The following is a 16,908-nucleotide window of genomic DNA, read 5'->3' as shown; positions in this document are numbered from 1 at the left end:
CCAGCGAGCGGCCGCCTCCGAGGAAACGGAGGCGGCCGCTCGATGTCCTCAGAAGTCGTCGTCGAAGGAGACGCTTCCGGAGACCCCTACCTGGTACGCGGAAACGCGCCGCTCGAAGAAGTTGGACAACTCCTGGACGTCCTGCAGCTCCATGAACGCGAACGGGTTCCGGCTGCCGTACATCGGGTCGATGCCGAGCGCGGCGAGCCGCCGGTCCGCGACGTGTTGCAGGTATTCGCGCATGTCGGCCAGGGACAGTCCGCTGACGCCCTGTTCGAGCAGGTCCTCGGCGAACTGGACCTCGCATTCCACCGCTTCGGCGAGCATGTCGCGGACCTGCTGCTCCATTCCGGCGTCGAACAGATCCGGCTCCTCGGCCCGCACCTGGTCGACGACCTCGAAAGCGAACGCCATGTGCATGCTCTCGTCGCGGAACACCCAGTTGGTGCCGGACGCGAGCCCTTGCAGCACACCCCGTGACCGCAGGAAGTAGACGTAGGCGAAAGCGCCGTAGAAGAACAGCCCCTCGATGCACGCGGCGAAACAGATGACGTTGAGCAGGAACGCTCGGCGATCGTCACGAGAGCGAAGAGCACGCAGCTCGAAGACCGAGTCGATCCACTTGAAGCAGAACTCGGCCTTGCGCGCGATCGACGGGATGTTCTCGACGGCGGCGAACGCCTCGAAACGCTCCTGCTCGTCGGGCACATAGGTGTCCAGCAGGTTCAGATAGAACTGGACGTGCACGGCCTCCTCGAACAACTGCCGCGACAGATAGAGCCTGCCCTCCGGCGAGTTCACGTGCTGATACAGGTTGAGGACCAGATTGTTGGCCACGATCGTGTCGCCGGTGGCGAAGAACGCGACCAGCCGCGACACCAGGTGCTGTTCGGCGGGCGTCAGCTTGGCCAGGTCGGCGAGGTCGCCGTGCAGGTCGACCTCCTCCACGGTCCAGGTGTTCTTGATGGCGTCCTTGAACCGGTCGAAGAAGTGCGGATACTTCATCGGCCGCAGGGTCAGGTCCATTCCGGGGTCCAACAGCATTACTGGCACGCCTCACACGATTCGGGGTTTTCCAGGGAACAGAGCTCGGCCTCGGTCAGCGCCGGAATCAGCGAGACCGGCGCGGCCTGCACCGGGATCACCGCCGCCGGAGCCACCGACACGGTCGCCTGCTGAATACGCGTCGCCGGCCGCGAGCGCAGGTAGTAGCTGGTCTTGAGACCGGCCTTCCAGGCGTAGAGGTACATCGACGACAGTTTGTTGATGGTCGGCGCGGCCATGAACAGGTTCAGCGACTGCGACTGGTCGATGAACGGGGCACGGGCCGCGGCCAGGTCGATCAGGGCGCGCTGCGGCAGTTCCCAGGCGGTGCGGAACAGCTCTTTCACCGAGTCCGGGATCTCGGCGATGCCCTGCACGGAGCCCTCGGCCCGCTTGATCTGCTCCCGGATCTCCGGCGTCCACAGGCCACGGGACTTGAGCTCCCGTACCAGATAGGTGTTGATCTGCAGGAACTCGCCGGACATCGTCTCCCGTTTGAAGAGGTTGGAGACCTGTGGCTCGATGCATTCGTAGGCGCCGGCGATGGAGGCGATCGTCGCCGTCGGCGCGATCGCGACCAGCAGCGAATTGCGCAGGCCGTGCTCGGCGATGGCGGCACGCAGGGCGTCCCACCGCGCGATCTGCGACAGCGACGCGCCCCACAGGTCCGGGTGCAACTCACCCTTGGCGGCACGGGTCTCGGGGTACGCCGGATGCGGGCCGAACTGCTCGGCAAGGGCGACCGACGTCTCCAGTGCGGTCAGGAAGATCTCCTCCTGCACCCGGGTCGACAGTTCCCTGGCCTCCGCCGAGTCGAACGGCAGCCGCAGGGTGAAGAACGCGTCCTGCAAGCCCATCAGCCCGAGCCCGACCGGCCGCCAGCGTGGATTCGACGCCGCGGCCTGCTGCGACGGGTAGTAGTTGATGTCGATGACCCGGTCCAGATGGACGACCGCGGTCCGGACGGTCTCCCTCAGCTTGTTCCAGTCGACATCGTCCCCATCGACGTGCGCAGCGAGGTTGATCGAGCCGAGATTGCACACAGCCGTCTCGGCGTCGTTGTTGACTTCGAGGATCTCGGTGCACAGGTTCGACAGGTGAATGACGTTGCCCGGCTCACCGGTCTGATTCGACAGAGCGTTCGAGCGGTCCTTGAACGTCATCCACCCGTTGCCGGTCTGTGCGAGTGTGCGCATCATCCGCCCGTACAGATCCCGGGCCTTGACGGTCTTGACCGCCTTCTTCTCCGCCGCCCGGTACGCCTCGGTGAACGCGTCACCGAACAGATCGGGCAGCTCCGGAGCCTCCGACGGGTCGATCAGCGACCATTCCTCGTCGGCTTCGACCCGGCGCATGAACTCGTCCGGAATCCAGTTGGCGAGGTTCAGATTGTGGGTACGCCGTGACTCCTCACCGGTGTTGTCGCGCAACTCCAGGAACTCCTCGACATCCGGATGCCACGGCTCCAGGTAGACACAGGCCGCGCCCTTGCGCCGCCCGCCCTGATTGACCGCCGCCACACCCGCGTCGAGCGTCTTCAGGAACGGCACGATGCCGTTCGACTTCCCGTTCGTGCCGCGAATCAGCGCGCCCCGGCCACGGATCCGCGACCACGCGATCCCGATGCCGCCGGAGAACTTCGACAGTTTCGCGACCTGGTGATAACGCTCGTAGATGGAGTCGAGCTCGTCCATCGGCGAGTCGACCAGGAAACACGACGACATCTGCGTGTGCCGGGTTCCGGAGTTGAACAGCGTCGGTGAGCTGGGCAGATACGCCAGCGACGACATCAGTCGGTAGAAGCCGATCGCCTCACGCGCGTCCTGGGAGAGCCCGCACGCGACGCGCAGCAGCCAGTACTGCGGGGTCTCCACGACCAGGCGTTCCTGCGGATGGCGCAGCAGGTAGCGGTCGGCGACCGTCCGCAGACCGAAGTACTCGAACCGCAGGTCACCGGAGAGATCCACGGCGTCGTCGAGCTTGCGGGCGTTACCGGCCACGAAGGCCGCGGTCTCGTCGCCGATCAGTCCGAGGCCGTGCGCGTAGCGGATCGACTGGCTGAAACTCGCGACACCCTGCCCCCGGACCTCCTTGTCGACATACGCCACCAGCAGTCGCGCCGCGAGCTTCGAGTACTGCGGCTCCTCACCGATCAGCTCGGCAGCCGTCTGGATGGAGAGTTTGTCCAGCTCGGCGGTGGTCGCTCCGTCGTACAGCCCGCTGATGGTCTTGGTCGCCACCCGCAGGGGGTCGACCTCGTCGAGGTCGGCGACCCACAACTCCACCGCACGAACGATCTTGTTGACGTCGACCGGCTCCAGATCGCCGTTTCTCTTGCGCACCTGCATCGCGTGCCGGCGTTGTTCCGGCACGGCCGTCTGCTGCGGCGTGATCGTCATGCCCTCTCCTCGCGAGCTGGGCGCGCGGGGGCAGACACCATCGGTCCCCGGCCAGGCGGGGCCCTGCGGCGTCGGCCGTCCCACGCGGCCTTCGACCGCCGCACACCACGGTGGCGTGCGGCGCGCTGGCAGGTCTTCGGACTCGTGGGCACGGCGTGACGCCACCTACTGGCCGTCGCTTCCCAGGCTCGTGCGAGCCCAGTGCTTCTGTGACGGCGGTCGTTCCCACTCACCGCTGCGGGGCAGTCCCGGTTTCCCACCGGGTTCCCTGTTGCCTCGGGCAGGCCGAATGCCGACCTGTCCGAACCAGCTGCGGGAGACACCATATATGGGCGGCTTCCCAATCTCCTAACCCAACATGGTGTGTTGACCTTGTCACTTCTCCGCGGTGTCGGATTCACGCCGCAGCGCCCGTGGTGGCCACCGCCTCGAGAGCAACCCCGCCGAAGATCCGATGGCCGCCGCCTGTTCGGGCTGCGAGGTGGTCGCCGTCGACCCGGCCGCCGCCCGGGACGCGGCCTCCGGAAAGGTCGTCAAACCGATCCCGACTTTCGGGTAGACATTGATCCATGACATACCCACCACCGCGGTATCACGGGATCACCGGAGAGAAGAGCGCCCTTCACCGGCCCGCCGGCACGCCGCCCGACTTCGTTTACCCGAACAACGGGACCCGGGTCCACCACCTGTCGACCGGGGCTTCCACGGGCGGGCTCTTCGGCCTCTACCGGTGGGAGTGCGGGCCCGGCGTCACCGGCCCCGAGCCCCACTTCCACCGTACGATCAGCGAGTCGTTCTACATCCTCTCCGGTGTCATGAGCATCTACAACGGCGAGAAGTGGATCGAAGCGGAGCCGAACGACTGGGTGCACGTGCCGATCGGCGGGATCCACGCATTCAAGAACCGGTCCGGCGCGCCCGTGTCGATGCTGCTGCACTTCTCCCCCGGAGCACCGCGGGAAAGCTATTTCGAGGGCATCGCGCACCTCGACGAGATGACCGAGCAGGAACGCACCGAGTTCTATCTCAAGCACGACAACATCTGGCTGGACTGACCGTTTTCCGGGCTCCCTCCGGCGGGGAGCCCGGACCGGCGCCGGTCGATTAGGGTCGGGGCATGACGTCAGTCCTCGACACCGGTGTCTTCGATTCGCTGCGCCTCGACGCCGTGCCCGACCAGGAGGCGCTGCGCCGGGTCTACGACCTTCCCAGCGAAGCCGCCGTGCGCAAGCAGATGACCGAGCTCACCGAGCAGACCCGCCAGTTGATCGCCTGCTCGTCGCTGGTCCTGGTCGCCAGCGTCGACGCCGCGGGCAACTGTGACGTCTCCCCGCGCGGCGGGCCCGCCGGTTTCGTCTCGGTCCTGGACTCGCGGACCGTGGCGATCCCCGACGCGACCGGCAACAAGCGGCTCGACACCTGGCAGAACGTCATCGCGACCGGGCGGGCCGGGCTGCTGTTCATCATCCCCGGGCGCACCACGACGCTCCGGCTCAACGGCCGGGCCTGCATCTCCACCCGCCCCGACCTGCTGTCCCAGCTGACCGCCGTGGGCAAGCCCCCGGCCAGCGCGCTGGTGGTCGGGATCGACGAGGTCTACCCGCACTGCCCCAAGTCGCTGCTGCGCGGCAACGCCTGGAAACCGGACCAGTGGCTCCCCGCCGACGCCCAGCCGACCTCGGCCGAGGTGACCCTGGCCCAGCTGCGGATGCCGGACCTGACCATCGCCGACATCGAGCAGAACGAGGCGGACGCGCTGAAGTACCGATACGAGTGACGGACATGAATCGGATGCGTGCGGAGGCCCTCGCGAAATCCGCGCGCCCGCTACCTCCGGGCCGCCGGGACGAGGGTCGCGACACCGGGGCGCGACGTGGAGGCCTTCCGGATCGGGCCGCTCGATGGCCGTACCGAAGGGGATCGATCTTCAAGGGTTTGCGGCCAGGGCCGCCTCGTTCACCTCGGCCAGGATGGTCGTCGCGCCGGTCTCGGTCGCCAGTGTGCGGGCCTCGGTGACCATGTCGGTGGTGTCACGGCCCTCGGCTGCCGCGATGTAGATCAGACCGACCAGGTTCGCCGCTACGCCGGCCGGGAAACCGTGCTCGCGGCGCAGCGCCGTCGACTCCTCCAGCAGCTCGCGGGCGGCCGTCAGATTGCCGGCGCGATGCTCGGCGACACCCAGATGCCGCAGCGCGAAAGACCTGGTCAGCGGGTCGCCGTGGTCCGCGGCCCGGCGGAGGTACGGCACCGCCGCGGCATCGTCCTGGCGCACCACCTGGTGAAAGATCCCGGTCCAGGCCAGCGCCTCGGCCTCGCCGGTGACGTCCCGGGCCCGGCGGAAGAGGGTCACCGACCGGTCCAGCAGCGGCAACTCCTCGTCGTGGTCGCCGGTCCCGGTGAGGAAGCGGGCGTGCGCCAGCTTCGCCCGGCTCAGGCACGTCTCCGCCTCCTGCACGGCCAGCCGCCGGTCGGCGCCGGCCAGCTCGCCCGGATCTCCGGCGAACGCGGCTCGCTCGTACGCGTGCGACGGCGCGAACCGTGGAGTGGCACGCCGCAGGTCCTTGCGCATCTGCTGGGTGGTGACCTGGTAGCCGGAGGTGCGGTAGAGGTCGGCGGCCGTCGGGTTCGCGCCGAAGACGTTGAGCTCCAGCGCGTGCGCCCCCTGCTCGCGGGCCGCCGCCTCACCCGCCGCCAGCAGCGCCCGGCCCAGGCCGCGCCCACGATGCTCAGCCGCCACCTCGATGTCGTAGAGGAACGCGCAGTCGGGGACGCCGCGCGGATGGGCGAGGCCGATCCACAGCCGGCCGATCGGCTCGCCGTCGACCGTGCCCGTCAGGATCAGCATGCCCTCGGTGGCCGCGCCCTGTGGCAGACGCGCCGCGTCCTCCTCGAGGGCCCGCTCGTAGGCACCCGCGGCCGGCCAGTTTCCCGCCGCGACCTGGTCCGCGGCGTAGTCGGTGGCGAGGTCGTGCTGCCAGCGGTCGTACTCGGTCGCGGTCATCGGCCGCACCCTCACGTCGGTCATCCGAAAAAGTTTAGGGAAGCCGGTAGAAATCGTGGGGGCCCGTTCGTCATGCCGGTGTCCGAGGTGAGAGGAGCACGAGACATGGACCTGATCACGGGTACGGGCGTGGCCGTCGCGATAGTGGTGCCGCTGCCCCGCGAACGGGTGTGGGAGCTGGTGACCGCGGTCGAACGGGTCGGCGAGTGGAGTCCCGAGGCGACCGGCGGCCGCTGGTGCGACGAGAGCCCGGGCCCGGCCGCGGGCGCCCGGTTCATCGCGACGAACCGCTACCCGAACGGCTCCGAGAGCACGGTGACCTGCATCGTCAGCGAGGCTCGCGAGCGAGAGACGTTCGCCTGGGACGTCCTCGACGACGCCGGGGCCACCGGGTCGTCGTGGCGGTACGACCTCACCGACGGCAGCACGCCGGGCAGTACGGTCGTGCGGCAGTCGTTCCGGCACGGGCCCGGCACGACCGGCGCGCGTGCGGGCGGCGAGATGGGCGGGCGGCTGACCGCCCTGTGCAGCAACATGATGACGACGATCACGGCGATGACGGGGGTGGCACGATGAGATATCTGATGCTGGTGTGTGTGGATCCGGACTTCACGCCGGGAGCCGACGACGGCAGACCGGACGTCGACGACTGGGCCGGCGAGATGGACGGCAAAGGGATCCGCCTCATGGGCGACCGCACCCGGCCGGCGAGCGCCGCCACCACGGTTCGCGTGCGCGGCCGCGAGGTGCTGGTCACCGACGGGCCGTTCATCGAGACGAAAGACGTGATCGCCGGGTTCGACGTCCTCGAGTGCGACGACCTGGACCAGGCCATCGAGGTCGCGTCGAAACACCCCATGGCGTGGGCCGGGGCGATCGAGCTGCGGCCGGTGTGGCCCTGGGGTGATGAGTAACGACATCGCCGCGGTCTACGCCGACGGGTGGAGCCGGATCGTCGCCACGATGATCCGGCTCACCGGCGATTGGAGTCTCGCGGAAGAGTGCACACAGGAGGCCTTCGCGACCGCGCTGCGGGTGTGGCCGGAGACCGGGACACCCGACCAGCCGCTCGCCTGGCTGACCACGGTGGCCCGCCGGACCGCGATCGACCGGGTCCGCCGAGCCTCGGTCGAACGGGCGAAACTGCGGGAGGTCGCCATGGAACCCGCTCCGTGGACGGTCGACTCGGAGATCCCCGACGACCGCCTGGAACTCATGTTCACCTGTTGCCATCCGGCGCTCAACGTGGAGGCGCAGGTCGCGCTGACGTTGCGCGGGGTCGCCGGGATGAGCACGGCGGAGATCGCGCGGGCCTTCCTGGTGCCGGAGAAGACGATGGGACAGCGGCTGTTCCGGGCCAAGCAGCGGATCAGGCAGGCGGGCATCCCGTTCCGGGTCCCGCCGGGCCACCTGCTGCCGGAGCGGCTGTCGGCGGTGTTGCACGTGCTCTACCTGCTGTTCAACGAGGGCTATTCCGGCCCGTCGCGCCGTGAGGGCGCCGGCACACCACATCTGTCGGAGCCCGACAGCACACCACATCTGTCGGAGTCCGGCACACCGCATCTGTCGAAAGCCGGCACACCGCATCGTGAGGGGGCCGGGAGACCACGCCGCGACGGCGGCGCCGAGACCGGGCCGGGAGGGAACGGGGACCTGTGCCGGGAGGCGATCCGGATCGGGCGGACGCTGGCCGGGCTCATGCCCGACGAGCCTGAGGCGCTGGGACTGCTCGCGTTGATGCTGGTGCAGGACGCCCGCCGCGCCGGGCGGATCGGGGCCGACGGGACGCTGCTCACGCTGGACGACCAGGACCGCAGCCGGTGGGACCGGGACCGCATCGAAGAGGGCGCCGCACTCTGTGAACGGGCGCTGCGCCGAGGGCGAGCCGGGGCGTTTCAGCTGCAGGCGGCGATCGCGGTCTGTCATGCGACGGCGGTCGGTGTCGACGAGACGGACTGGCCGCAGATCGCCGGACTCTACGACCATTTGCGGCGGGTCGCCCCGAGCCCTGTCGTGGACCTCAACCGGGCGGTCGCCGTCGCCATGGCCGACGGGCCGGAGGCAGGGCTCGGCCTGGTCGACGCCATCGACGGGCTGGACGGCTATCACCTGCTGCACGCCACCCGCGCCGACCTGCTGCGGCGGGCCGGCCGCGACGACGAGGCGGCCGGCAGCTGGCGTCGTGCGCTCGAGCTGGCGCCCACCGAGGCGGAGCGGCGGCTGCTCACCGACCGGCTAGCAGCCTCTCAGCGAACCGGGCCTCGAACCGGGCCGCCGACCGTGCCACGGCCGGGAGGGTGATCACGAAAGCCACCGCCAGGAGGCCGTAGAACGCGACCTTGGTCATGTAGGCGTCGCCGAATCCCAGCAGCTCCGGTAGCTCTTTGGCGTCGCTCGGCAGCGACCAGCCCCAGAGGACCCAGGTGAGGCCGCCGAGGACCGCGGCCCACCAGGTCGCGACCGCGGTGAAGGCGATCGTGCTGGGGATCCAGCGCAGGCCGGCGTGAGCCATGTCGCGCCAGGTCTGGGCATCGGCCAGCACGGCGAACAGCCTCGGGAGGAGGGTGGCGGACTCCGCCGTACGGTAAGAGGGGTGGTGGATCTCCCGCTCCAGGACCGGCGCGATCCTCTCGCGCTCCGTGGCGGCGAAGCCGCGGGCCTGCATCAGGGCGAAGAAGCTCAACGGCACACCCACCCACAGCACCGCCAGGCCCAGCCCCACCGAGAGCGCGGTGACGCAGACGAGGACCGCGGCCAGCGCCAGCGGCAGGCCGGACAGGACATAGCGGGTGTCGGCAGCCAGCCTGGGCAGGACACGGGCGACCGGGGCGGGGATGAGGACCGGTTCGAGCTGCGTCGTCGTCATGCTGTCGACGCTATGCAAAGCGGGGTCGGTTGTGGATACAGCGGGCCCTAGGGTTGAGGGTAGTGCTGGCACTACCTTCGGCGGGTCACACGACCGAATCCTGAGGTCACACCGGCGCCGCACGCGTCAGCCGATCAGTGAGGTGTCGCCTCCAACGCCGAGACCCCGAGGGGACGGCCGGCTCAGCCGAGACCCCTGAGGGGGCGGCCGGCTCAGCCGAGACCTCCGAGGGGGCGGCCGGCTCGGCCGGGATCGCCGCGATGCCCGCGAGGATCAGCACCCCACCGGCCATCTGCAGCGGCGTCAACCGCTCCCCCACGACGATCCAGGCGAGGATCGACGCGAACACGACCTCCAGCAATCCGACGAACGATGCCAGCCGGGACCCGAGCCGACCCGAGCCGAATATGCCTGTCGCGTACGCCACCGCCGTCCCGAAGAATGCCACCACCATGAGCGGCACCCACCACGGCACGACCGCCCCGAGCAGTGGAACCTCGCCGAACCGCATCTCCATCGGCACGATCCCGACGAGCCCGGCCACCCCGAGAGTGAGGCCGCCGAGCAGCAGCCCGGTGCCGGCGAGCGCGACCGGCGGGAGGCCGTCGGCGGGCCGGGCGGCGACCATGAAGTAGACCGCGCACCCGACGGCCGCGGCGAACGCGAGGGCCACCCCGACCGGGTCGACGGCGCCGAGTGCACCGGGTCCGATGACCAGCACCAGACCGCCGATGGCAAGCACCGAGCCGACCAGCACCATCGGCCGGGGCACGCGCCGGGTGGTGACGGCGACCCAGATGACCAGCAGCAGCGGCGCCAGGTATTCGACGAGCAGGGCGGTGGACACCGGGATGAGCCGGATCGCCGCGAAGTAGGTGAGCTGGGTGAACGCGACCGCGATGACGCCCATGCCGAGGATCCGCCGGCGGCCCCGCCACAGCGCGTCCCACCGGCCGCGCAACGAGAACAACACGAGCGGCAGCAGCAACAGCCCCGCGACGATGGCGCGGGCGGTGACGGCGGCGGCCGGTGACCAGCCCGTTTCGAGCAGCGGCTTGATGAATGCGCCAGAGGTGGCGAAGGTGGCGGCCGAGGTGACCGCGGCGGCCAGCCCGACGAGCTGCGGCGATTTCACGACGACCCCCAGTGATGGGCTAAATTACTTACGCCCCTCACGCTAGGCCGCCCCGGATAAGGAGTCAACTTGCTTTTCGCCCCTGACACGGAGGAGGCGCTGCAATTCGTCGTGGAGCTCGCCAACACCACGGCCGGCGCCTCTCGCTCCGGCGACGACGAACTCACCACACTCGAGGACCTCGATGCGCTGCTCGTCACCTACTCCGGCCGCAAGGACCGCGACCAGGCCGAGCTCCAGGCCGTCCGGGAGACCCGCGACCAGCTGCGCGAGGTCTGGTCGCTGGATCGCGACGACGCCGTGGAGGCGGTGAACCGGATGCTGCGCGAGGCGCACGCCGTCCCCTACCTCACCCGTCACGACGGCTCGGACTGGCACATCCACGCCACCGGCCAGGACGCGCCCCTGGCCGAGCGGATCCGCGTCGAGGCAGCCATGGCCCTGATCGACGTCATCCGCATGGACGAGACCGGCCGCCTGCGTGTCTGCGACGCCGACGACTGCGACGGCCTGTTCATCGATCTCTCCCGCAACGGCTCCAAGCGCTTCTGCTCGGTCCGCTGCGGCAACCGCGTCAACATGACGGCCTTCCGGGCGAGAAGATCCGAGAAACCATGATCCGGTACGGCCACGCAGAGTCCCCGCCTACACCGCGACGCGGGCGGCCGGTCCCGCCCGACAGCGCGACCGCCGGGCGTATGCGGTGGTCCGGCGGATGGCCCGTACCGCACCGGACAGCCATAGGTCACATATTCGATAGGATTAGTAGGTGCCCCGCCGGAACACCGTCGTCCTCCTCGTCTGCCTCGCCGCCGCCTTCACCACCCTGATCGACCAGGCCAGTCTGAACACCGCGATCCCGGCGCTCCGCAGCTCGCTCGGCGCCGGCCCGGCCACCCTGCAGTGGATCCTCGCCGGCTATTCGCTGACGTTCGGCCTGGCCATGATCCCGGCCGGACGGCTCGGCGACGCGCACGGCCGCAGGTGGCTGTTCGCCGGCGGCATCGCGCTGTTCACGGTTGCCGCCGTGGTGGCCGGCACCGCCTCCGAGGCGTGGGTGGTGGCGGTGGCCCGGCTCGTCCAGGGCGCCGGCGCCGGGATCGTCAACCCGCAGGTCTACGGGATCATCCAGGACCTGTTCACCGGGCGTGACCGGGCCCGCGCGCTCGGCGCCTACGCCACCGTCGGCGGGATCGCGGCGATCCTCGGGCCACTCGTCGGTGGAGCGGTGCTCGGAGCGGCCGGCGATATGGACGGCTGGCGGGTGGTGCTCCTGCTGACCGTCCCGTTCGGGCTCGTCACCGTACCCCTGGCCATGAGGTTTCTGCCCGCCGGGCGGCCGGAGACGTCGCGCCGGACCACATTGGACCTCCCCGGACTGGCCCTTCTCGCCGCCGTGACGCTCTGTCTTCTGCTCCCGTTCGTGCTGCCGGCCGGTCAGGGTCCGCCGACGGTGGTGTGGCCGTTGACCGCCGTCGCCGCGCTGGTGTCGCTGGCCTGGTGGGAGCGGCGCTACGCCCGATCCGGCCGCACCCCGGTGATGATGCCGGAGCTGCTCGGCTCCCGCGGTTTCAGCCTCGGCACGCTGACCGCCATGTTCCAGTTCGGAGCGTCGCTGTCGACCGTCCTGGTGCTGGTGCTCCACCTGCAGGACACCCTGGGCTGGTCACCGCTGGCCGCCGCGTCGACGACCGTCCCGGGAGCCGTCGGCTTCGCGCTGGCGTCCTCGCAGAGCTGGCGCCTGCTGGCCCGTTTCGGCCGTGCCGGTGTGGTCGCGGCTCTGATCGGCTCGGTGCTCGCCATCGCCGCGACCATCGTGGTCCTGCACACCGTCCCCGCGTCGGCACTCGGTCTGGCGCTGTCGTGCACCCAACTCGTGTCGGGCTTCTCCAGTGGCCTGATGATGTCACCGAACCAGGCGCTGACCCTCGCTCACGCGCCGGCCGGCGCGGCCGGACTGGCCGGCGCGTTCCTGCAGGTCTCCCAGCGGATCTCGGCGACGCTGGCGACGGCGGTGGTCACCGGTCTGAGGTCACCTCGCGGGGTGTCACCCCGGCCCTGACGATCTGTCTGGCCATGATGGCGGCCTCGGCCGGGTGCGCCGCCCTGGACCTCCGTGGCCGCCCATCCGGGCCTCAGCCGGCCCGCGCGCTGTCGAGAAGGCTGTTCACCAGGGCGGACACGGTCCGCGGGTCGCGGACGGTGGCGACGAAGTAGCGCCCGGAGGAGAGCTCGACCCGGACACCCGGCCCGCTGCGCAGGATCAGCCCGCGCCCGCGGCCGTCGAGGCTGTAGCGGTAACCCCAGCCGCCCCACGCGGCGATGTGCACCGTGGTGGGCGCCGCCGACACGATCTCCCGCATCGGCACCCGGACCCGCGGCCGTCCCCAGGGCCCGAAGCCGACGGTCAGCCCACGGGCGTCGACGGTGAACCGGGTCCGCACCAGCAGCAGCACGGCCACGGCCACGATCAGCAGGGGCGCGGCCGCCCACACGTCGACGCCGACGGCGAGGGCCACCGCGGCCACCACCAGGGGCAGCAGGGCGAGGTACAGCACGGGCGGCAGGGATGGCGTCTCGCTCCACGCGGCCCGCTGACCCGGCCCCAGGTCGAGCCGATCCAGATCGGCGGGCGGCGCGTCGGCGACCGCCGGCTCCTCGGGGACCCGCCCGCAGGCCAGGGCCACGAGCGCGCCCCAGGCGGCGGATCCGAGGAACAGCACCATGATGTGCCAGGACGGGCTGGGCACCTCGGCGGCGGCGGTCACGTCGAGGGACAGGGCCGCGGTGACAAGCCAGATGGCGGCGGCCCCGGCGGCGACGGCACCGGCCGTGACGGCCAGCGCCCGGCGCACCCGCCACCGCACCGCGGGCACCAGCACGGCGACGAGCGCCGCGAGCACCGGCGCCGCCGCCACGACGAGCAGTGCGGTCACCATGGCGCCGACACCCGTGGTGCCGTCGACACGACCGGCGAAGTCCCAGTGGCTGGGCAGCGGGTCGGGCAGGCGGCCGGTCCACCAGCGGGCGGTGAGGGGAACCACCGCGATCGGCAGCGCGGCCAGCGTCACCGGCAGCAGCCGGCGGACACGTCGTCCGGTTCGTTCGGTCATCGTCGTCCTCCCGTGAATCGTCATGCCAGCTTTCGCACCTCGTCGACCAGTTCCTCGACGTCCATGCCGAGGCGCCGGCCGGCGGCCAGCAGGTTTCGCACGGCGTCGACCAGGTGGGCCCGGTCGGCGGCGTCGCCGCGCCGGACCGTGGCGCCGCGGCCGCGCCGTAGCTCGATCAGGCCCTCGTCGCGCAGCCGCGCATAGGCCCGAAGGATGGTGTGCATGTTGACCTGCAACGACTCGGCCAGATCCCGGGCGGCGGGGAGCCGGTCGCCTGCTGCGAGCGTGCCGGCGGCGACCGCACCGCGCACCTGGGCGGCGATCTGATCGGCGAGCGGCACCCCGGAAGCCGGGTCGATGCGCATCAACATGTTCGCATTCTATGCGAACAATCCAAACAAGCACCACCCACCGAGAGGAACGTTCCTCGATACGATGGGTGACATGGTGTGCCCCACGTGCGGACTCGACAACGACCCGGCCGCGGCCGTGTGCGCACGGTGCAACTCGGCGCTGGCCCCCGCCCCGGTCACCACCCACTACGCGCCGCCGCCCCCACCCACCCGTGCGCGGCCGAACCGACTTCCCCTGATCGCGGGGGTGTCCGTGCTGCTGGTGGCGCTGGCGGTGGCCGCCGGGATCTACATGCGACCGGCCGCGACCGGGCAGGAGGCGGCCCCGCAACCCACCGAGGCGCAGCCGGCCCCGACCACACCGCCGACGACGGATCCCACGACGCAGCCCACCACGACGCCCACGACACCGCCGACGTCGAAGGCGGCCGACCCACGGGCCCAACTGACGGCGATCGACGCCGTGCTGTCCGGCAGTGTGGCCAGCCGCCGCAAGCTCAACCAGGCGATCGAGCAGGTGGGCGGGTGTGACGACCTGCGCGGGGCGGTCGCCGACATCCGTGCGGTCGGCGACGAGCGCCGGTCGCAGATGGATACGGTGCGCGGCGCCGACCTGAGCGCGGTGCCCACCGGCGAGGACCTACGATCCGCCCTGGTGGCGGCGCTGCAGTATGCCTACGACGCCGATCAGGGCTTCCTGGCCTGGGCCGAGCCGACCCTGACCGGCGGTTGCGGGGCCGCCGACGACGCGGGTTACACCCGTGGCCGTGCCGCGTCGACGAGCGCCGGCACGGCGAAGCGGGCGTTCCTGGCCCGCTGGAACCCGTTGGCCCGGGCCAACGGGCTGCGCACCCGCTCCGCCGACGACATCTGAGGTCAGAACGGCCAGTTCTGCGCGACCACGGCCGCGATGGCCCCGATGGCCGCGACCGCCTCGCCGGCCGTCTGCACGCCGGCCAGCCGGTGCCGCAGCCGGCCGAGCGCCTCCTCGACCCGGCCACGGCCGTCCACGGTCGGGTGCTCCAGCGCCCGCTCGATGATCACGATCTCGGGCTCGACGGCGGCCGGCTCGGGAGCGGTCGACCGGATCGTCGCCAGGTGGCCGAGGATCTCGTCGCGCTGGTCGCCGTAGTAGTGGTTGTTGGTCTGGCTGACCGTGTTGCCGTCGCCGAAGACCTGCTGGCCACCGTGGAAGGTGAAGTTCTCGAACCGCTGCTCAGCCACCGCTGCCTCCGCTCCGGGGAGCCTTCGGGAAGTTGGTCTGGTTGATCCGGTTGTTGTTGCCGAAGATCTGCTGACCGCCGGTGAACGTCTTGGTGCTGAAGTCGATCGACACGTTCGCCGCCTTCGCCCGGAACTCACCGGTGTCCACACCGGCCTCGTCCAGGACGTCGAGCACCTCCTCGACCACCGCCTTGTCCAGCAGTGAAATGTACTTCGCCGCGTCGAGCTGACTGAGGAACTTGTAGACCGGATACTCGGCGCCCTCCTCCCGTACGCTCAGATCGGCGCCGTAATCGTGGTAGCGCAACTCCTCGGCCTCCTGGGACGACTTGGCCATCCGCCCGGTGAGCCGGATCGCGTCCCAGCCGATCTGGAGGAGCCACAGCGGCGCGAAGAGGTTCTCCCGGAAGAACGATCGCAGCGTGTCCATGGCGGCGTACCCGGGCACGCGCTCCGGCCGGAGGATGTCACCGAGCTGGTAATAGCGCAGGACCTCGGGCATCACCGTGGCGACGAACTCGGCGTAGAGCATGCCACCCTCGACCGCGAGGTGCACGAACGCCGTGACGGCGACTCCACTGTCCTGCCCGGGCAGCACCGGCCGCTGCCCCGGCGTGCTGATCTCCTTGCCGTGCGCCGGAACGACGGCCCGCAGGTAGTAGCGCATGCCGCCCTGGGGGCTGCCCTCGATCGCGGCGAGCGTCTCCGGCGAGGCCATCGTGTACGGCGCCTTCGTGTTCGGATCGATGAGCGGATCATCGGTCCGCCGCCAGCCGTTGGCCACCACATAGGGCACGACGAAGACGTTCGGCACCTTCTCGCCGTCGCCCAGAGCCGGTGAGCGCAGCGCCACGATCGCGTCGGCCACCCGCCGGTTGAGGGCGGCGCCGTCGAGCCGGATCCGCTCGGTGCCCTCGACCGGCTTGAGCGTGATGGCGAAGTCCCAGCCGTGCCAGATCCGCCCTGCGCCGAGGAACGGCTCCCGGTCGTGCACCGACAGGTTGCCCCGCTGCATGCCGGCGACGATGGCGAGCCGGCGCTCCACACGCGGGTTCGCGGTGCGCGGCGCGGCGGCCGGCGCGCCCGGCGCGAGCTCGGTGGTGATGACGCCGAGCGCGTGCCGCCGCGACAGGAACAGCACCGCGGCCATCGCCACGGTCAGCAGCACCGGGTACAGGAAGTCGAGGAACGTGAATCCGAGGCCGGTGCCGGGGAAGTCACGGCCGCCGTAGTCGTAGTAGCCGTCCTGCGAGCTGAACAGCAGGTCACCGAGATCACCGGACATGGTCTGCAGCAGCCAGTAGCCGCCCAGGCAGACCAGGGCGAAAGCGCCCGCCGTCACGATGCCCGTCCGCACCTGTGGAGGCAGCCCGCCGAGCACCCGTGACCGGAAGGCCACGACGGCGCCGCAGAGCAGCAGCCAGGTGATCGTCGCGATCGGACTGAGGCAGAAGCCCACCACCAGCACGAGTGTGACCAGCGCGTACCGCAGAAGAAGCAGACGCCGTGCCCGCAGGCTGTGCCGGACCACCGGATCGAGGTCGAACCCGAAGGACGGTGGCACCGCTTTGCGCTCGGACTCGAGGATCTCGCGGATCACCCGGTTGGCGAAGTCGACATCGAGATAGGGCGCGGCGGAGAGATGCCTGGTCGTCGCGCTCATCGTCTCGGGCGCCCGATAGGCGGGGGTACTCAACAGCGGCTGTTGCGGATCGGGATGAACCATCTCAACCCTCCGGAGTGGAATGAGGATGGTCAACGTATCGACTTCGG

General features: G+C 70.4%; 18 protein-coding genes and 1 riboswitch. Of the genes, 9 read left to right on the top strand and 9 right to left on the bottom strand.

All coding sequences use genetic code 11. The features are described 5' to 3' along the window. Positions 1-48 precede the first annotated feature (48 nt). Both ACQPZW_RS16805 and ACQPZW_RS16800 read right to left on the bottom strand, forming a co-directional pair. Positions 49-1,044, bottom strand: a complete 996-nt coding sequence (locus ACQPZW_RS16805) for a ribonucleotide-diphosphate reductase subunit beta (protein ID WP_433797562.1) — start codon at positions 1,042-1,044, stop codon at positions 49-51. Beyond that, entirely contained in the window at positions 1,044-3,443 is a 2,400-nt protein-coding gene (locus tag ACQPZW_RS16800; RefSeq protein WP_433795813.1) for a ribonucleoside-diphosphate reductase subunit alpha, read from the bottom strand. The genes ACQPZW_RS16805 and ACQPZW_RS16800 overlap by 1 nt, the downstream gene beginning before the upstream one ends. 110 nt (positions 3,444-3,553) lie before the next feature. Then, positions 3,554-3,769: riboswitch (cobalamin riboswitch) on the bottom strand. A 62-nt stretch (positions 3,770-3,831) separates the two neighbouring features. Here ACQPZW_RS16800 and ACQPZW_RS16795 point away from each other — a divergent pair. The 3 genes from ACQPZW_RS16795 to ACQPZW_RS16785 all read left to right on the top strand — a co-directional run bounded on the left by ACQPZW_RS16795 (position 3,832) and on the right by ACQPZW_RS16785 (position 5,220). Next, positions 3,832-4,002, top strand: coding sequence for a hypothetical protein (locus ACQPZW_RS16795; protein ID WP_433795812.1), 171 nt, complete (start codon positions 3,832-3,834; stop codon positions 4,000-4,002). Between the two features lie 10 nt (positions 4,003-4,012). Then, entirely contained in the window at positions 4,013-4,498 is a 486-nt protein-coding gene (locus ACQPZW_RS16790; protein ID WP_433795811.1) for a cupin domain-containing protein, read from the top strand. A 62-nt stretch (positions 4,499-4,560) separates the two neighbouring features. Next, entirely contained in the window at positions 4,561-5,220 is a 660-nt protein-coding gene (locus ACQPZW_RS16785; RefSeq protein ID WP_433795810.1) for an MSMEG_1061 family FMN-dependent PPOX-type flavoprotein, read from the top strand. 150 nt (positions 5,221-5,370) lie between these two features. Here ACQPZW_RS16785 and ACQPZW_RS16780 read toward each other — a convergent pair whose 3' ends face one another. After that, on the bottom strand, positions 5,371-6,468 hold the full coding sequence (locus tag ACQPZW_RS16780; RefSeq protein WP_433795809.1) for a GNAT family N-acetyltransferase: 1,098 nt from the start codon (positions 6,466-6,468) through the stop codon (positions 5,371-5,373). Positions 6,469-6,549: 81 nt separating this feature from the next. Between ACQPZW_RS16780 and ACQPZW_RS16775 the strand changes: the two genes are divergently transcribed. Genes ACQPZW_RS16775 through ACQPZW_RS16765 form a run of 3 tightly spaced genes read left to right on the top strand, consistent with a single transcriptional unit; the run spans position 6,550 to position 8,745 of the window. Continuing rightward, positions 6,550-7,020 (top strand): SRPBCC family protein, encoded by a 471-nt coding sequence (locus tag ACQPZW_RS16775; protein WP_433795808.1) that lies wholly within the window; start codon positions 6,550-6,552, stop codon positions 7,018-7,020. After that, a complete protein-coding gene (locus tag ACQPZW_RS16770) occupies positions 7,017-7,358 on the top strand; it encodes a YciI family protein (protein ID WP_433795807.1) in 342 nt (113 codons plus the stop codon). Before ACQPZW_RS16775 ends, ACQPZW_RS16770 begins: the two co-directional genes overlap by 4 nt. Then, the gene (locus ACQPZW_RS16765) at positions 7,351-8,745 is read left to right on the top strand and encodes an RNA polymerase sigma factor (RefSeq protein WP_433795806.1); all 1,395 of its coding nucleotides are present in this window, start codon (positions 7,351-7,353) and stop codon (positions 8,743-8,745) included. The genes ACQPZW_RS16770 and ACQPZW_RS16765 overlap by 8 nt, the downstream gene beginning before the upstream one ends. Here the strand turns inward: ACQPZW_RS16765 and ACQPZW_RS16760 are convergent. Continuing rightward, entirely contained in the window at positions 8,669-9,310 is a 642-nt protein-coding gene (locus ACQPZW_RS16760) for a sensor domain-containing protein (RefSeq protein WP_433795804.1), read from the bottom strand. The two genes, ACQPZW_RS16765 and ACQPZW_RS16760, sit on opposite strands and share 77 nt — an antisense overlap. A 106-nt stretch (positions 9,311-9,416) precedes the next feature. Further along, entirely contained in the window at positions 9,417-10,445 is a 1,029-nt protein-coding gene (locus ACQPZW_RS16755) for an EamA family transporter (RefSeq protein ID WP_433795803.1), read from the bottom strand. A 69-nt stretch (positions 10,446-10,514) separates the two neighbouring features. On the opposite strand from ACQPZW_RS16755, the gene ACQPZW_RS16750 reads away from it, so the two are divergent. Next, entirely contained in the window at positions 10,515-11,063 is a 549-nt protein-coding gene (locus tag ACQPZW_RS16750; RefSeq protein WP_433795802.1) for a CGNR zinc finger domain-containing protein, read from the top strand. 151 nt (positions 11,064-11,214) lie between these two features. After that, positions 11,215-12,507: an MFS transporter gene (locus ACQPZW_RS16745; RefSeq protein ID WP_433795801.1), complete on the top strand. Its 1,293-nt coding sequence runs from the start codon at positions 11,215-11,217 to the stop codon at positions 12,505-12,507. A gap of 73 nt (positions 12,508-12,580) precedes the next feature. Here ACQPZW_RS16745 and ACQPZW_RS16740 read toward each other — a convergent pair whose 3' ends face one another. After that, the gene (locus tag ACQPZW_RS16740; RefSeq protein ID WP_433795800.1) at positions 12,581-13,558 is read right to left on the bottom strand and encodes a hypothetical protein; all 978 of its coding nucleotides are present in this window, start codon (positions 13,556-13,558) and stop codon (positions 12,581-12,583) included. Between the two features lie 20 nt (positions 13,559-13,578). Next, positions 13,579-13,929 (bottom strand): GntR family transcriptional regulator, encoded by a 351-nt coding sequence (locus ACQPZW_RS16735; protein ID WP_433795799.1) that lies wholly within the window; start codon positions 13,927-13,929, stop codon positions 13,579-13,581. A gap of 73 nt (positions 13,930-14,002) precedes the next feature. On the opposite strand from ACQPZW_RS16735, the gene ACQPZW_RS16730 reads away from it, so the two are divergent. After that, positions 14,003-14,785, top strand: coding sequence for a hypothetical protein (locus ACQPZW_RS16730; protein ID WP_433795798.1), 783 nt, complete (start codon positions 14,003-14,005; stop codon positions 14,783-14,785). Positions 14,786-14,787: 2 nt separating this feature from the next. Here the strand turns inward: ACQPZW_RS16730 and ACQPZW_RS16725 are convergent, their stop codons facing one another. Next, the gene (locus ACQPZW_RS16725; protein WP_433795797.1) at positions 14,788-15,135 is read right to left on the bottom strand and encodes a hypothetical protein; all 348 of its coding nucleotides are present in this window, start codon (positions 15,133-15,135) and stop codon (positions 14,788-14,790) included. Further along, positions 15,128-16,861 carry a hypothetical protein gene (locus ACQPZW_RS16720; protein ID WP_433795796.1) on the bottom strand — a complete coding sequence of 578 codons (1,734 nt, stop codon included), beginning with the start codon at positions 16,859-16,861 and terminating at the stop codon, positions 15,128-15,130. The genes ACQPZW_RS16725 and ACQPZW_RS16720 overlap by 8 nt, the downstream gene beginning before the upstream one ends. Positions 16,862-16,908 lie beyond the last annotated feature (47 nt).

The organism is Actinoplanes sp. CA-252034 (genome assembly GCF_050956125.1).
In the GTDB taxonomy this organism is placed as follows: domain Bacteria; phylum Actinomycetota; class Actinomycetes; order Mycobacteriales; family Micromonosporaceae; genus Actinoplanes.
This window is presented reverse-complemented; position numbering and strand designations above follow the sequence as displayed.

Bases quoted from the DNA above. Each gene is read 5' to 3' on its own strand.
- ACQPZW_RS16805 (WP_433797562.1), bottom strand. From the start codon at position 1,044: ATGCTGTTGGACCCCGGAATGGACCTGACCCTGCGGCCGATGAAGTAT.
- ACQPZW_RS16800 (WP_433795813.1), bottom strand. From the start codon at position 3,443: ATGACGATCACGCCGCAGCAGACGGCCGTGCCGGAACAACGCCGGCAC.
- ACQPZW_RS16790 (WP_433795811.1), top strand. From the start codon at position 4,013: ATGACATACCCACCACCGCGGTATCACGGGATCACCGGAGAGAAGAGC.
- ACQPZW_RS16785 (WP_433795810.1), top strand. From the start codon at position 4,561: ATGACGTCAGTCCTCGACACCGGTGTCTTCGATTCGCTGCGCCTCGAC.
- ACQPZW_RS16780 (WP_433795809.1), bottom strand. From the start codon at position 6,468: ATGACCGACGTGAGGGTGCGGCCGATGACCGCGACCGAGTACGACCGC.
- ACQPZW_RS16775 (WP_433795808.1), top strand. From the start codon at position 6,550: ATGGACCTGATCACGGGTACGGGCGTGGCCGTCGCGATAGTGGTGCCG.
- ACQPZW_RS16770 (WP_433795807.1), top strand. From the start codon at position 7,017: ATGAGATATCTGATGCTGGTGTGTGTGGATCCGGACTTCACGCCGGGA.
- ACQPZW_RS16765 (WP_433795806.1), top strand. From the start codon at position 7,351: ATGAGTAACGACATCGCCGCGGTCTACGCCGACGGGTGGAGCCGGATC.
- ACQPZW_RS16760 (WP_433795804.1), bottom strand. From the start codon at position 9,310: ATGACGACGACGCAGCTCGAACCGGTCCTCATCCCCGCCCCGGTCGCC.
- ACQPZW_RS16740 (WP_433795800.1), bottom strand. From the start codon at position 13,558: ATGACCGAACGAACCGGACGACGTGTCCGCCGGCTGCTGCCGGTGACG.
- ACQPZW_RS16735 (WP_433795799.1), bottom strand. From the start codon at position 13,929: ATGTTGATGCGCATCGACCCGGCTTCCGGGGTGCCGCTCGCCGATCAG.
- ACQPZW_RS16730 (WP_433795798.1), top strand. From the start codon at position 14,003: ATGGTGTGCCCCACGTGCGGACTCGACAACGACCCGGCCGCGGCCGTG.
- ACQPZW_RS16720 (WP_433795796.1), bottom strand. From the start codon at position 16,861: ATGGTTCATCCCGATCCGCAACAGCCGCTGTTGAGTACCCCCGCCTAT.